13 protein-coding genes are annotated in these 14,702 nt (G+C 59.5%); 8 read left to right on the top strand and 5 right to left on the bottom strand.

Features of this window, described 5'->3' with window-relative positions; all coding sequences use genetic code 11:
• Window positions 1-73 precede the first annotated feature (73 nt).
• Window positions 74-547: a bacterioferritin gene (gene bfr / locus J3P94_RS21675; RefSeq protein WP_186635709.1), complete on the top strand. Its 474-nt coding sequence runs from the start codon at window positions 74-76 to the stop codon at window positions 545-547.
• A 195-nt stretch (window positions 548-742) separates the two neighbouring features.
• On the opposite strand, the gene grxD is transcribed toward bfr, so the two are convergent.
• From grxD to J3P94_RS21690, 3 genes are all read right to left on the bottom strand, one after another.
• On the bottom strand, window positions 743-1,084 hold the full coding sequence (gene grxD, locus J3P94_RS21680; protein WP_305496358.1) for a Grx4 family monothiol glutaredoxin: 342 nt from the start codon (window positions 1,082-1,084) through the stop codon (window positions 743-745).
• Between the two features lie 99 nt (window positions 1,085-1,183).
• Complete coding sequence (locus tag J3P94_RS21685; RefSeq protein WP_434569604.1) at window positions 1,184-3,292, bottom strand: molybdopterin oxidoreductase family protein; 2,109 nt, start codon at window positions 3,290-3,292, stop codon at window positions 1,184-1,186.
• 123 nt (window positions 3,293-3,415) lie between these two features.
• Complete coding sequence (locus J3P94_RS21690; protein ID WP_305496360.1) at window positions 3,416-3,703, bottom strand: hypothetical protein; 288 nt, start codon at window positions 3,701-3,703, stop codon at window positions 3,416-3,418.
• Between the two features lie 402 nt (window positions 3,704-4,105).
• Here J3P94_RS21690 and argF point away from each other — a divergent pair, with 402 nt between their 5' ends.
• On the top strand, window positions 4,106-5,026 hold the full coding sequence (gene argF, locus J3P94_RS21695; RefSeq protein ID WP_305496361.1) for an ornithine carbamoyltransferase: 921 nt from the start codon (window positions 4,106-4,108) through the stop codon (window positions 5,024-5,026).
• Complete coding sequence (locus J3P94_RS21700) at window positions 5,023-6,132, top strand: ABC transporter ATP-binding protein (RefSeq protein ID WP_434569605.1); 1,110 nt, start codon at window positions 5,023-5,025, stop codon at window positions 6,130-6,132. Before argF ends, J3P94_RS21700 begins: the two co-directional genes overlap by 4 nt.
• Before the next feature lie 138 nt (window positions 6,133-6,270).
• On the opposite strand, the gene J3P94_RS21705 is transcribed toward J3P94_RS21700, so the two are convergent.
• Together J3P94_RS21705 and ybaK are read right to left on the bottom strand one after the other, a co-directional pair.
• Entirely contained in the window at window positions 6,271-7,053 is a 783-nt protein-coding gene (locus J3P94_RS21705) for a PhzF family phenazine biosynthesis protein (protein ID WP_434569606.1), read from the bottom strand.
• Between the two features lie 184 nt (window positions 7,054-7,237).
• Window positions 7,238-7,708, bottom strand: a complete 471-nt coding sequence (gene ybaK / locus J3P94_RS21710) for a Cys-tRNA(Pro) deacylase (protein WP_305496364.1) — start codon at window positions 7,706-7,708, stop codon at window positions 7,238-7,240.
• Between the two features lie 323 nt (window positions 7,709-8,031).
• On the opposite strand from ybaK, the gene J3P94_RS21715 reads away from it, so the two are divergent.
• The 5 genes from J3P94_RS21715 (at window position 8,032) to J3P94_RS21735 (ending at window position 14,535) form a co-directional block, all read left to right on the top strand.
• Window positions 8,032-8,883, top strand: a complete 852-nt coding sequence (locus tag J3P94_RS21715; RefSeq protein ID WP_434569607.1) for an MIP/aquaporin family protein — start codon at window positions 8,032-8,034, stop codon at window positions 8,881-8,883.
• Between the two features lie 76 nt (window positions 8,884-8,959).
• On the top strand, window positions 8,960-10,465 hold the full coding sequence (gene glpK, locus J3P94_RS21720; RefSeq protein WP_305496365.1) for a glycerol kinase GlpK: 1,506 nt from the start codon (window positions 8,960-8,962) through the stop codon (window positions 10,463-10,465).
• A gap of 96 nt (window positions 10,466-10,561) precedes the next feature.
• Entirely contained in the window at window positions 10,562-11,317 is a 756-nt protein-coding gene (locus tag J3P94_RS21725; RefSeq protein ID WP_434569608.1) for a DeoR/GlpR family transcriptional regulator, read from the top strand.
• Window positions 11,318-11,636: 319 nt separating this feature from the next.
• The gene (gene glpD, locus J3P94_RS21730) at window positions 11,637-13,175 is read left to right on the top strand and encodes a glycerol-3-phosphate dehydrogenase (protein ID WP_434574268.1); all 1,539 of its coding nucleotides are present in this window, start codon (window positions 11,637-11,639) and stop codon (window positions 13,173-13,175) included.
• Between the two features lie 445 nt (window positions 13,176-13,620).
• Window positions 13,621-14,535 carry a glutamate/aspartate ABC transporter substrate-binding protein gene (locus J3P94_RS21735; RefSeq protein WP_434569609.1) on the top strand — a complete coding sequence of 305 codons (915 nt, stop codon included), beginning with the start codon at window positions 13,621-13,623 and terminating at the stop codon, window positions 14,533-14,535.
• The last annotated feature ends 167 nt before the right edge of the window (window positions 14,536-14,702 follow it).

Below are 14,702 nucleotides of genomic sequence, written 5' to 3' on the forward strand. Positions count from 1 at the left end.
TTAGGTTTGACACTGGTAATTGCGCGGCTCAAACTCTGCCGTATACACAGCTATTACAGGGCAGGCCCTCACCATGAAAGGCGACATTACAGTCATCCAGCATCTCAACAAGATCCTCGCCAATGAGCTGGTCGCGATCAATCAATACTTCCTGCATGCGCGCATGTATGAGGATTGGGGCCTGAACAAGCTGGGCAAGCACGAGTACCACGAATCCATCGACGAGATGAAACACGCGGACAAGCTGATCAAGCGCATCCTGTTCCTCGAAGGCCTGCCGAACGTCCAGGACCTTGGCAAGCTGCACATCGGCGAACACACCCGGGAAATGCTCGAATGCGACCTGCGCATCGAACGCACCGGCCACGCCGACCTGAAAGCCGCCATCGCCCATTGCGAAACCGTCGGTGACTTCGGCAGTCGCGAGTTGCTCGAGGATATCCTCGAGTCCGAAGAAGAGCACATCGACTGGCTGGAAACCCAGTTGGGCCTGATCGACAAGATCGGTCTGGAGAACTACCTGCAGTCGCAGATGGGTGAAGAGTAAGTTTCCCCAGTAGCAGGCCACTAAAAAGCCCCGCCCTCTTTCGAGAGGCGGGGCTTTTTATTGCCTGGATTCCAGGCTCCCCTGGATTCCTTGTGGGAGCGAGCCTGCTCGCGATAGCGGTGTGTCAGTCACCATCAAATTGACTGACACGCCCTCATCGCGAGCAGGCTCGCTCCCACATTGGCTTGGGGTGAATCAGGCTTCAGTCTTGTTCGCCGCTGCCGCTTCTACAGCTGCCTTGATCGTGGACTGCAGCGAACCGTCCGCGGCCATCTCGGTCATGATGTCGCTGCCGCCGATCAGTTCACCGCCAACCCACAACTGTGGAAAGGTTGGCCAGTTGGCGTACTTGGGCAGATTGGCGCGGATTTCCGGGTTCTGCAGGATGTCCACGTAAGCGAACTTCTCGCCACACGCCATCACCGCCTGAGCAGCCTTGGCCGAGAAGCCGCACTGAGGGGCATTCGGCGAGCCTTTCATGTAAAGCAGGATAGTGTTGTTGGCAATCTGGTCTTTGATCGTTTCGATGATATCCACGGAGCACCTCGGCTTGAACTTTGCGACTACAGATGTCGACACGGTGGCGCATTGTAACGGAAAGCCGAGCACCCTGCTCGGTCCGGCCCAAGGACAATTCTACGCAGCCGCCACTTTCACCGGAACCCCATTAAGCGCCGCATTGCCGGACAACTCATCGAGCTGACATTCATCGGTCAGGTCGTTGGCGCTGGAACCAGGCTGGCCGCTGGCGATGGTCATCTGCACGCCCGGTCGGGCGTGGCCCCAGCCATGGGGAAGGCTGACCACGCCTTTCATCATGTCCAGGCTGCCTTGCACCTCCACTTCGATCACGCCCACCCGTGAACTGACCTGCACGCGCTGGCCATCGACTAAACCGCGACTGGCGAGGTCTTCAGGATGCATCAGCAACTGATGGCGCGGCTTGCCCTTCACCAGTCGATGAAAGTTATGCATCCAGGAATTGTTGCTGCGCACATGCCGACGGCCAATCATCAGCAACTCGTCCGATGCCGGCGCTCGCAGCGCGGCAAAGCGCGCCAGATCCGCGAGGATCACCGCCGGCGCGGCCTGCACGCGGCCATTTTCGGTTTTCAAGCGCGTCGTCAGGTTGGGCTTGAGCGCACCAAGGTCGATGCCGTGGGGATGATCGAACAGCGTCGCCAGCGACAACTTGTGTGGCGAGGCATCCCCATACCTTCCCGCGCGCAGGCCAAAATCAATCATTTGCGCGGGCGGCATGGTCGGCTTGAGTTCCTTGCCAGTCCGCGCGGCGAAGGCCTTGGCCAGGCCGACAAAAATCTCCCAATCGTGCAGTGCCCCTTCGGGCTTGGGCAGGATCGCCCGATTGAAACGGCTGACGTTACGCACCGCGAACAGGTTGAACGTGGTGTCGTAGTGATCGTTTTCCAAAGCCGAAGTCGATGGCAGGATCAGATCGGCATAACGCGTGGTCTCGTTGATGTACAAATCGATGCTGACCATGAACTCCAGCCCATCCAGCGCCTGTTCGAGCTGCCGCCCGTTGGGCGTGGACAGCACCGGGTTGCCGGCCACGGTGACCAGCGCACGAATCTGCCCGTCGCCCTCGGTCAGCATTTCTTCGGCCAAGGTCGACACGGGCAGCTCGCCGGCGTATTCGGGACGCCCGGACACCCGGCTCTGCCAACGGTTGAAATGGCCACCCGAAGTGGTCGCCACCAGGTCCACCGCCGGCTCGGTGCACAATGCCCCGCCCACCCGATCCAGGTTGCCGGTGACTAGGTTGATCACTTGGATCAGCCAGTGGCATAACGTGCCGAACGCCTGGGTGGACACGCCCATTCTGCCGTAGCAGACCGCTGAGGGCGCAGCGGCAAAGTCGCGGGCCAACTGCCGGATCTGCGGCGCCGGCACCGCACAGAGGGGGCTCATCACCTCGGCGGTAAAACCTGCCACGGCCTGGCGCACCTCTTCGAGGCCGTCCACCGGCAAATGGCTGTCGCGGCTCAGACCTTCGCTGAACAGCGTATTGAGCAGGCCAAACAGCAGCGCGGCATCGCCACCGGGACGCACGAAAACATGCTGGTCGGCAATCGCCGCCGTTTCGCTGCGCCGTGGATCGACAACCACGACTTTGCCGCCACGGGCCTGGATCGCCTTGAGGCGCTTCTCGACGTCCGGCACGGTCATGATGCTGCCGTTGGAAGCCAGGGGATTGCCTCCCAGGATCAGCATGAAATCGGTATGGTCGATGTCCGGTATCGGCAGCAGCAGGCCGTGACCGTACATCAGGTGACTGGTCAGGTGATGGGGCAGTTGGTCCACTGACGTCGCCGAGAAGCGACTGCGTGTCTTCAGCAGGCCGAGGAAATAGTTGCTGTGGGTCATCAACCCATAGTTATGGACGCTGGGGTTGCCCTGGTAGACGCCCACCGCGTTCTGGCCGTGGCGCTCCTGGATTGCAGCCAGGCGTTCGGCGACCAGGGCGAAAGCGTCATCCCAGGCAATCGGCTGCCACTCGCCGCCGACCCGCTGCATGGGTTGGCGCAGCCGGTCCGGGTCATTCTGGATATCTTGCAGGGCGACGGCCTTGGGACAGATGTGCCCACGGCTGAAACTGTCCAGCGGATCGCCCTTGATCGAGGTGATCGCCAGGCCTTGGCCTTCAGTTTCGGTGGTTTCGAGCGTCAGGCCACAGATGGCCTCACATAGATGGCACGCACGGTGATGAAGAGTCTTGGTCATGGCCAGTCTCTGTTTTATTCGTAGCGGGCACTTTCGGCCGCGGGAACAAAACTATGGCGCGGGATCCTCCACCGCGCCAGCGACGTTCGTCCTGTGAATCGCCGGGCATCAGGCCAACCGATTTCAGGGGTGCTCGGGAGGCGGCGCCAGCAGCTGGATTTCCTCGACGGTTTCCACTTGTTCCTGAGCGATGGGCACTCCGGTCAACTCGCCGATCAATCGCCAATGTTCGTCGAGGCCGCTGCTGATGGTAGCCATGCGGTCGATCATGCGGCGGCCGGCAGCCTTGGTCACTTCGTCTTCGCTGCGCAACAATTCGAATGACATGGAGGTCACCGAAGCGGTCAGGTGCGTCAGGGAGCGTGCCGTCAGCCCCAGCAGTTCCATCAGTTGTTGCTCTTTCGAATCCATTTCGGGGCTCCTGCGTCTAAGGGTTCATTTATAACCCAGGCCCTTGCATTAAGAAATCTCACATCCGATGACAGACACACGAAATCAATTGCACGCTGGCCAATAAACGCCGTTTGTCCTCCGGCGCCCGTCCGGCTTGTTTGCCAAGCGCCGCAGCGCCAGTGTACAAATGGGGTCGCTGCTGTCAGGAAACCGGCTTCAAACATGTCATCGCAGTCCTGCCATGACCTCGATGAAATCCCCTAAAACCGTAGCCCTATTGGTAAGACGCGACATTTAATGTCAATATCGCGCCTTCCCCTAATTTCGTCGCCCCGTGCGGCTTTTGCCGCAGGTCTCGCCCGTTTTTCCATTAAACAAGGCTTTGAGCATCTGCGGTCAGTTACAAAAAGGTAGTCAATCATGAGCGCAAGGCACTTTCTCTCCCTGATGGATTTCACGCCCGAAGAGTTGCTCGGCGTGATCCGTCGAGGCGTGGAGCTCAAGGACCTGCGTAAGCGCGGCGTACTGTTCGAGCCCTTGAAAAACCGTGTGCTGGGGATGATCTTCGAGAAATCCTCCACGCGCACGCGCATTTCTTTCGAAGCCGGCATGATCCAGCTCGGCGGCCAGGCGATTTTCCTGTCGCCCCGTGACACCCAGCTGGGCCGTGGCGAACCCATTGGCGATTGCGCCATCGTCATGTCGAGCATGCTCGATGCGGTGATGATCCGGACTTTTGCCCACAGCACGCTGACCCAGTTCGCGGCGCATTCTCGCGTGCCGGTGATCAATGGCCTGTCCGACGATCTGCACCCGTGCCAGTTGCTCGCCGACATGCAGACTTTCCTCGAACATCGCGGCCCGATCCAGGGCAAGACCGTGGCCTGGATCGGCGATGGCAACAACATGTGCAACAGCTATATAGAAGCGGCGATCCAGTTCGACTTCCAGTTGCGCATCGCCTGCCCTGAAGGCTACGAACCCAACCCGCAATTCGTCGCCAGGGCCGGCGACCGGGTGACAATCCTGCGCGATCCGAAACAGGCCGTCGCCGGCGCGCACCTGGTGAGCACCGACGTCTGGACATCCATGGGCCAGGAAGAAGAAACCGCCAAGCGCCTGGAGTTGTTTGCGCCCTTCCAGGTCAATCGGGCACTGCTCGACCTCGCGGATGCCGAGGTGCTGTTCATGCATTGCCTGCCAGCCCACCGTGGCGAAGAAATCAGTCTCGACCTGCTTGATGATCCCCGCTCGGTGGCGTGGGACCAGGCAGAAAACCGTCTCCATGCACAGAAGGCCCTGCTTGAATTCCTCGTCGAGCCGGCGTACCACCACGCATGAGTGCTCCATTGTTATTGAATCTGCACAATCTGGCCTGCGGTTATCAGGACCAGCGGGTCGTCCAGAACCTCAACCTGCACCTCAATGCTGGTGACATCGGTTGTCTGCTCGGCTCTTCCGGGTGTGGCAAGACCACCACCCTGCGGGCCATCGCCGGTTTCGAACCGGTGCATGAAGGCGAGATCCAGTTGGCTGGGGAAACCATTTCCCGCGCGGGGTTTACCCTCGCTCCGGAAAAACGCCGCATCGGCATGGTGTTCCAGGACTACGCGTTGTTCCCGCATTTGAGCGTCGCCGAAAATATCGCGTTCGGCATCCGCAAACATCCGGACAAGGATCGCGTGGTCGAAGAACTGTTGGAGCTGGTCAACCTGAAAAGCCTGGGCAAGCGTTTTCCCCACGAGCTGTCGGGAGGCCAGCAACAGCGCGTGGCGCTGGCCCGCGCACTGGCACCGGAACCCCAACTGCTGTTACTCGACGAGCCGTTCTCCAACCTCGACGGCGAGCTGCGACGCAAGCTCAGCCATGAGGTGCGGGACATTCTCAAGGCCCGCGGCACCAGCGCAATCCTGGTCACCCATGACCAGGAAGAAGCCTTTGCGGTGAGTGACCATGTCGGTGTGTTCAGAGAGGGTCGCCTGGAACAGTGGGATACGCCCTACAACCTGTATCACGAACCTCTGACGCCCTATGTCGCCAGTTTCATCGGCCAGGGTTACTTCATCCGCGGTCAGCTCGACAGCCCGGAATCGGTGCAGACCGAACTGGGCATGCTGCGCGGCAACCGGGCGTACACCTGGCCCATCGGCAGCGCCGTAGACGTCCTGCTGCGCCCGGACGACATCGTCCACGCGCCGGACAGTCCGCTCACGGCGACTATCGTTGGCAAGACGTTCCTCGGTGCTTCAACCCTGTATCGCCTGCAACTGCCGACCGGCGCACAACTGGAATCGATTTTCCCAAGCCATGCCGACCATCAGGTCGGGGCTACGGTCGGTATCCGCGTGGCGGCTGAGCACCTGGTGCTGTTCCAGGCATCGGGCAGCACGGCGGCGCATTTGCCGATCGGGGAAAGTGGTGTGCGGCGGTATGGCACCGCCAGCTAATAGCTGAAGGAATGCAAACCTCTGTGGGAGCGAGCCTGCTCGCGATGGCGTAGGCACATCCAGCGATCGTGCAAGCTGAGCTACCGCTATCGCGAGCAGGCTCGCTCCCACATTTGATCCATTGGCTTGAGTGCAGATTCACCCCAGCGTCAGCGTACCACTAGCCACCAACGTCGCATCCCCGCCAATCTTCACCCGCTCACCTTCCAATCGGCAAAACAATGCCCCGCCCCTCGCCGAGCATTGATAGGCCGTCAGGCCATGTTTGTTCAGGCGTTTGGACCAGTATGGAATCAAGCTGCAATGAGTCGATCCGGTTACCGGATCCTCGTTGATGCCGATCGCCGGGGCAAAATAGCGCGAGACAAAATCGTGCTTGCTTCCCGGTGCGGTAACGATCGCGCCCGGCCACGGCAGCTTCGCCAGGGCCGCCATGTCCGGCTTGCAATCGAGCACTGCCTGCTCCGACTCCAGCACCACGAACAATTCGTTGCAACTGAGCACATCCACCGCCTCGACACCCAAGGCGCTCTGGACCGCCAGGGAGGCGCCCAACTCAGTCGGCACGATGGCCGGGAAATCCAACCACAACCGATCGCCTTCACGAGTGACACTCAACGCTCCGGACTTGCAGATGAAGTCGAGTCGCTCGGCCGGTTCGTGGTAGACCTCGAACAAGACATGGGCGCTGGCCAATGTCGCATGCCCACACAGCGGCACTTCGGTGGTGGGCGTGAACCAGCGAATGTGCCAACGCTGATTCTCACGTACCAGAAAAGCGGTCTCGGCCAGGTTGTGTTCGGCGGCAATTTTCTGCATCAGTTCATCGGCAAGCCAGGCATCGAGCCGATAGACCATCGCCGGGTTACCGCCAAACGGCCGGTCACTGAACGCATCGACTTGATGAAACGCGAGCTGCATGGCACTTCTCCTTTTTTATGGATGCGCGAGCATGAGCTGCCCGGACATCGTTTAGCCAGTGACAGATCAGCAGAATTTTCACCCTACAGCGCACATGAAATCTGACGCCCAATCGATCTTGAAGATTCAAATCATTCTGGCGAGGGAGCCTGCTCCCGCTTGGGCGCAGCGGCCTCCAACAGGCTCAGGCACGCCCGATATCAGCAAAGATCGCTCCGGTATGCTCCGCCAGTACCGCAGGCGCCAGTTCCACTTCCAGCCCCCGCCTCCCCGCGCTGACGAACATGCTGGCCAACGGCTGCGCAGAATTGTCGATAAACGTGCGAAGACGCTTTTTCTGACCCAGCGGGCTGATCCCGCCCAGCAAATAGCCGGTCGAACGCTGCGCGGCGGCCGGATCGGCCATCTCGACTTTTTTCACTCCGGCCGCATGAGCCAGGCCTTTCAGATCCAGGCTCCCGGCCACCGGCACCACGGCCACCAGCAATTCGCCTTTTTCGCTGGCCGCCAACAGGGTCTTGAACACCTGCGCCGGATCCAGACCGAGTTTTTCAGCCGCCTCCAGCCCATAGGAGGCAGCCTTCGGGTCATGTTCGTAACTGTGGATGCGATGTTCGGCGCGCACTTTTTTAAGCAGGTCCAATGCGGGGGTCATGACGGCTCCTGACAAGGAAAAAGCAAAAGAGTGGCGCAGATTCTAAGCGATCGGCAATGAAAAGGCGTCGTGAGCCTACTGGGATGATCTCCCTGCAGGGAGCACAGCGAAACATTCACGTGACGAATAATCCAAATATGACCGACGGTTCACTTTCGACCTTTGACACCAGCGTTTCTTGTCTATATTTTTTCGAAACTGAAAGCCGATTTACCTGTCTCAAGCTGCACCCGAGACCCGGATGGGGATCCTGGTCTCGGCGAAGAATGTGTCTTCAAGGTTTATCGAAGGCACCAGACAAGAACAAAAACACCGAGGTTTGCATGACTACCGCTTTACAACAGCCCACCCTTTCCAGCCAATGCCTGGCCGAATTCCTCGGTACCGCCCTGCTGATTTTTTTCGGTACCGGTTGCGTCGCGGCGCTCAAGGTCGCGGGCGCGAGTTTCGGGTTGTGGGAAATCAGCATCATCTGGGGTGTCGGGGTCAGCATGGCCATCTACCTCAGCGCGGGTATTTCCGGCGCCCACCTCAACCCCGCCGTCAGCATCGCCCTGTGTATTTTTACCGATTTCGAAAAACGCAAACTGCCCTTCTATATTATCTGCCAGGTGGCGGGGGCATTCTGTGGCGCGCTCTTGGTCTACACGCTGTACAGCAATCTTTTCTTCGATTTCGAACAGTCCCGGCAAATGATTCGTGGCACCCAAGCCAGCCTCGAACTGGCTTCGGTATTCTCCACCTACCCGCACCCGGCGCTCTCCACCGGCCAAGCCTTTCTGGTGGAGGTGATCATCACTGCAATCCTGATGGGCGTGATCATGTCCCTGACCGATGACAACAATGGCCTGCCTCGTGGTGCGCTTGCGCCGCTGCTGATCGGCCTTCTGATCGCCGTGATCGGCAGCTCGATGGGGCCGCTGACAGGCTTCGCGATGAACCCGGCGCGGGACTTCGGTCCAAAATTGATGACTTTCTTCGCTGGCTGGGGTGAAATTTCCCTCACGGGCGGGCGTGACATCCCTTACTTCCTGGTTCCGATTTTCGCGCCGATAGTGGGTGCGTGCCTGGGCGCTGCCGCGTATCGCGGATTGATTGCCCGACACCTGCCGGGTGCCAAGGCTGCTACAAAGGATGCAGAACCGGCCATTGACGGCAAGCCAAGAACTTCCTGAAACAATGGGCGCATGCCACTGCCCTTCAAGCATGCGCCATGGCTTCATCCCAAACACACGTCCCAAGGCAATCGACATGACTGACTCAGAGAACAAAAACTACATCATTGCCCTCGACCAGGGTACGACCAGCTCACGCGCCATTATTTTCGACCGTGACGCCAACGTGGTCTGCACCGCCCAACGGGAATTCGTCCAGCATTATCCGCAACCGGGCTGGGTCGAGCATGACCCCATGGAAATCTTTGCCACGCAAAGCGCGGTGATGGTGGAAGCCTTGGCTCAAGCGGGTTTGCACCACGACCAGGTCGCCGCAATCGGCATCACCAACCAGCGCGAAACCACCGTGGTCTGGGACAAGTCCACCGGCCGCCCCATTTACAACGCTGTAGTCTGGCAATGTCGACGCAGCACCGAAATCTGCCAGCAACTCAAGCGCGACGGCCATGAGCAGTACATCAGTGAAGCCACTGGCCTGGTGACCGACCCCTACTTTTCCGGCACCAAGCTCAAGTGGATCCTCGACAACGTCGAAGGCAGCCGCGAGCGCGCGCGCAACGGTGAATTGCTGTTCGGCACCGTGGACAGCTGGCTGATCTGGAAATTTACCGGCGGCAAGGTCCACGTCACCGACTACACCAACGCCTCTCGCACCATGCTCTTCAACATCCACACGCTGGAGTGGGACGCGAAGATGCTCGACATCCTCAACATCCCTCGCGAGATGCTGCCGGAAGTCAAATCATCCTCGGAAATCTACGGCCGGACCAAAAGCGGCATCGCTATTGGCGGCATCGCCGGCGACCAGCAGGCCGCCCTCTTCGGCCAGATGTGCGTGGAACCGGGCCAGGCGAAAAATACCTATGGCACCGGCTGCTTCCTGCTGATGAACACCGGAAACAAAGCCGTCAAATCCAACCACGGCATGCTGACCACCATCGCCTGCGGTCCTCGCGGCGAAGTGGCCTACGCCCTGGAAGGCGCCGTGTTCAACGGTGGCTCTACCGTCCAGTGGTTGCGCGATGAACTGAAAATCATCAACGACGCCCTCGACACCGAATACTTCGCCAACAAGGTCAAGGACAGCAACGGCGTTTACCTGGTGCCAGCCTTCACCGGCCTCGGCGCACCGTACTGGGACCCCTACGCCCGTGGCGCGCTGTTCGGCCTGACCCGTGGCGTGCGTGTCGATCACATCATCCGGGCCGCGCTGGAATCCATCGCCTACCAGACCCGCGACGTACTCGACGCCATGCAACAGGATGCCGGCGAACGCCTCAAGTCCTTGCGCGTGGACGGTGGCGCCGTGGCCAACAATTTCCTCATGCAATTTCAGGCCGACATTCTTGGCACGCAGGTCGAACGCCCGAAAATGCGCGAAACCACTGCGCTCGGCGCGGCATACCTGGCTGGCCTGGCATGCGGTTTCTGGGGCAGCCTGGAAGAGTTGCGTGGCAAAGCGGTCATCGAGCGCGAGTTCGAACCGCAGCTGGATGAGCAAGCCAAGGAAAAACTCTACGCAGGATGGAAAAAAGCCGTCAGCCGCACGCGCGATTGGGAGCCCCACGAAGACGCTGAATGACAGCTGAGCCGAGGATGATGAGGATCTGAAACTGGTCGGGAAAGGATTCCTGCGGCATCATGGGCAAATTTTGTACGGCAGCCCAAAGGAAGCCCCATGAATCTGCCTCCCCGCCAGCAGCAAATCCTTGAACTGGTCCGCGAACGCGGCTATGTCAGCATCGAGGAAATGGCGCAGCTATTTGTCGTCACCCCGCAGACCATCCGCCGCGACATCAATCAACTGGCGGAAGTGAACCTGCTGCGCCGCTACCATGGCGGCGCCGCTTACGATTCCAGCGTGGAAAACACCGCCTACGCCATGCGCGCCGATCAGATGCGCGATGAGAAGCAACGCATCGCCGAAGCGATCGCTGCGCAGATTCCCGACCACGCCTCGCTGTTCATCAATATCGGTACCACCACCGAATCCATCGCCCGGGCGCTGCTCAACCACAACCATTTGAAAGTCATCACCAACAACCTGCACGTGGCATCGATCCTCAGTGCCAAGGATGATTTCGAAGTCCTGATCGCCGGCGGCAACGTGCGCCGTGACGGCGGCGTGGTCGGTCAGGCCAGCGTCGATTTCATCAGTCAGTTCAAGGTCGACTTCGCCCTGGTGGGCATCAGCGGGATCGACGAGGACGGCAGCCTGCTGGATTTTGACTACCAGGAGGTCCGGGTCTCCCAAGCCATCATCGCCAACGCCCGGCAGGTATTGCTGGCGGCGGATTCCAGCAAGTTCGGCCGCAACGCCATGGTCCGCCTGGGCCCGATCAGCCTGATAGATTGCCTGGTGACCGACCAACAACCGGTGCCGGCCCTGGCGCAGTTGTTGAGCCAGCACAAGATTCGCCTGGAAGTGGTCTGACTTCACCCCCGATCCCCTGTGGCGAGGGAGCTTGCTCCCGCTCGGCGGCGTAGCCGTCGTAAATCGGCCTGATGGGGCTAGCCTGAAGAAAAACCCCGGCCTGCTTGGGACGGCTTCGCCATCCAGCGGGAGCAAGCTCCCTCGCCACAAAAGCCCTCCTCAACTCCTTTTTGTTCGAAAATTTTCCTTTCAGCGTACTTCGATCAGTATTTTCAATCGGATTCGACTGGCTGTTGCTGTGCTTATGGGCTAGTATTTTCGCAAATGAACATTTATGTTCGAATTCAAATATTTCGAAAAAAGAACCCGAGGCCAGCCGATGCCCAATTCCACCTTGCCTATGCCCCCTCTCGCTGAAATCTATGACGTCGCCGTCATCGGTGGCGGTATCAATGGTGTAGGGATCGCCGCGGATGCTGCCGGTCGCGGTCTTTCGGTGTTCCTTTGCGAAAAGGACGATTTGGCCAGCCACACCTCTTCGGCCAGCAGCAAGCTGATCCATGGCGGCCTGCGTTATCTCGAACATTACGAATTCCGCCTGGTACGTGAAGCACTCGCCGAACGCGAAGTGCTGCTGACCAAGGCTCCGCATATCGTCAAGCAGATGCGCTTCGTGTTGCCCCATCGCCCGCACCTGCGTCCGGCCTGGATGATCCGCGCCGGCCTGTTCCTTTATGATCACCTGGGCAAGCGCGAGCAGCTCGCCGGCTCCCGGAGTCTGAAATTCGGCGCCGACAGCGCATTAAAAAGCGAGATCACCAAAGGCTTCGAATACTCCGATTGCTGGGTCGATGACGCCCGGCTGGTGGTGCTCAATGCCATGTCGGCGCGAGAAAAAGGTGCGCATATCCACACCCGCACCCGTTGCGTCAGCGCTCGACGCAGTAAAGGCCTGTGGCAATTGAACCTGGAACGTGCCGACGGCAGCCTGTTTTCAATCCTGGCCAAATCGCTGGTGAACGCCGCCGGCCCATGGGTCGCCAGGTTCATTCGTGATGACCTGAAGATGGAATCGCCCTACGGCATCCGTCTGATCCAGGGCAGCCACCTGATCGTGCCAAAACTCTACGAAGGCGAGCATGCGCACATTCTTCAAAACGAAGACCAGCGCATCGTCTTCACCATCCCGTATCTGAATCAATTCACCCTGATAGGCACGACCGACCGCGAATACACCGGCGATCCGGCCAAGGTGGCAATTACCGAGGGCGAAACCGACTACCTGATGAAGGTCGTCAATGCGCACTTCAAGAAACAGATCAGCCGCGACGACATCCTGCACAGCTATTCCGGTGTCCGGCCTTTGTGCAACGACGAATCCGACAACCCTTCCGCCGTGACCCGGGACTACACCCTGGCGCTGTCGGGGTGTGGCCAGGAAGCTCCGTTGTTATCGGTGTTCGGCGGCAAACTGACCACGTACCGCAAGCTTGCCGAGTCGGCGATGGCCCAGCTGGCTCCGTACTTCACCCAGATGCGCCCGAGCTGGACGGCCCTGGAGACCTTGCCCGGCGGCGAGAACATGACCACGCCACAGGCTCTGTGCTCGGCAATCCGCGACAAGTTCGACTGGCTGCCCACCGATATCGCCCGCCGCTGGGCCACTACCTATGGCAGCCGCACCTGGCGCATGCTCGAAGGCGTCCACAGCCTTGCCGACCTGGGCGAGCACATCGGCGCGGGCCTTTATACCCGGGAAGTCGACTATCTGTGCAGCGACGAGTGGGCCATCGCCGCCGAGGATATTCTCTGGCGTCGCAGCAAGCTGGGCTTGTTCACAACCGCCGCTGAACAGGAAAAGCTTCGCACGTATCTGGACAAGGTCGAGCACAACCGGCGCAAGATCGAAGCGGCCTGAGTGCGACCCGCGAAACCAGAAAGCCCCTGAATCCTACGATTCAGGGGCTTTTTATTGCCTGGAATGCACCGCAACTCCCCTGTGGGAGCGAGCCTGCTCGCGAAGAGGCCATCCGTTTCACAACTGATGCAACTGAGAGGCCGCCTTCGCGAGCAGGCTCGCTCCCACAGGAGTCGATGGGTTCTCAAGCCATTCGGTTTTCCGAACACGACCCGACGGTCAGTTCGGCAAACCGGATAAACAACCGGCCAAAAACCTGAAACAAAACATTAATTTCTTTAAAAACATAGTCTTACCCAACTGCCACTGGCCTGGCACGAGTCATGCTCTACACTCCTGGAGACGAACGCCTGTACGCCAACACAACAGGAGCTTCCAGGCATTCGAAGCACTCAGGGCCGGTGAACCGGCCGAATACAAAAAAAACAATGTCGAGGAAACATCGATGCGCATCGTTCCCCATCTCCTGGGCGCAGCCGTTGCTGCCGCTCTGATCAGCACTCCGGTCTTCGCCGCCGAACTGACCGGCACACTGAAAAAGATCAAAGAGTCCGGCGTCGTTACGCTCGGCCACCGCGACGCCTCCATTCCGTTTTCCTACATCGCGGACGCTTCCGGCAAACCGGTCGGCTACTCCCACGACATCCAGCTGAAAGTCGTCGAAGCCCTGAAAAAAGAGCTGGATGTGCCGAACCTGCAGGTCAAGTACAACCTGGTCACCTCGCAAACCCGTATCCCGCTGGTGCAGAACGGCACCGTGGACCTGGAGTGCGGCTCCACCACCAACAATGTCGAGCGCCAGCAACAAGTCGCCTTCTCCGTTGGCATCTTCGAGATCGGCACCAAGCTGCTGTCCAAGAAAGACTCCAAGTACAAGGATTTCGACGACCTCAAGGGCAAGAACGTCGTGACCACCGCCGGCACCACGTCCGAGCGCCTGCTCAAGGCCATGAACGCTGACAAGCAGATGGGCATGAACGTCATCTCCGCCAAGGACCACGGCGAATCCTTCCAGATGCTGGAATCGGGTCGTGCCGTGGCGTTCATGATGGACGACGCGCTGCTGGCCGGCGAAGCCGCCAAGGCCAAGAAGGCCGATGACTGGGCCGTCACCGGCACTCCGCAATCCTACGAAATCTACGGCTGCATGGTGCGCAAGGGCGACGAGCCGTTCAAAAAGGTTGTCGATGACGCGATCAAGGCCACCTACGCGTCGGGCGAGATCAACAAGATCTACGAAAAGTGGTTCATGCAGCCTATCCCGCCAAAAGGCCTGAACCTCAATTTCCCGATGAGCGACGAACTCAAGAAACTGATCGCAGAACCGACCGACAAAGCGGCTGACGAAAAGAAATCCTGATTTCTGACTAACCTTACCTCCTGGAAGGGCCCGGCCCTTCCAGGAGTGTGTCATTCCCTGCTGGAATCAAAGGAAACACTCGAAACGGCGAGTCGAGCCGAGAGTGTGTGCCCGATCGTCAAGATTGGGCGGGAAAGGACTTCCCCCTGCAGATATTTGTACATCGA

The sequence above is a fragment of the Pseudomonas sp. Z3-8 genome, from assembly GCF_051131975.1.
Taxonomy (GTDB): domain Bacteria; phylum Pseudomonadota; class Gammaproteobacteria; order Pseudomonadales; family Pseudomonadaceae; genus Aquipseudomonas.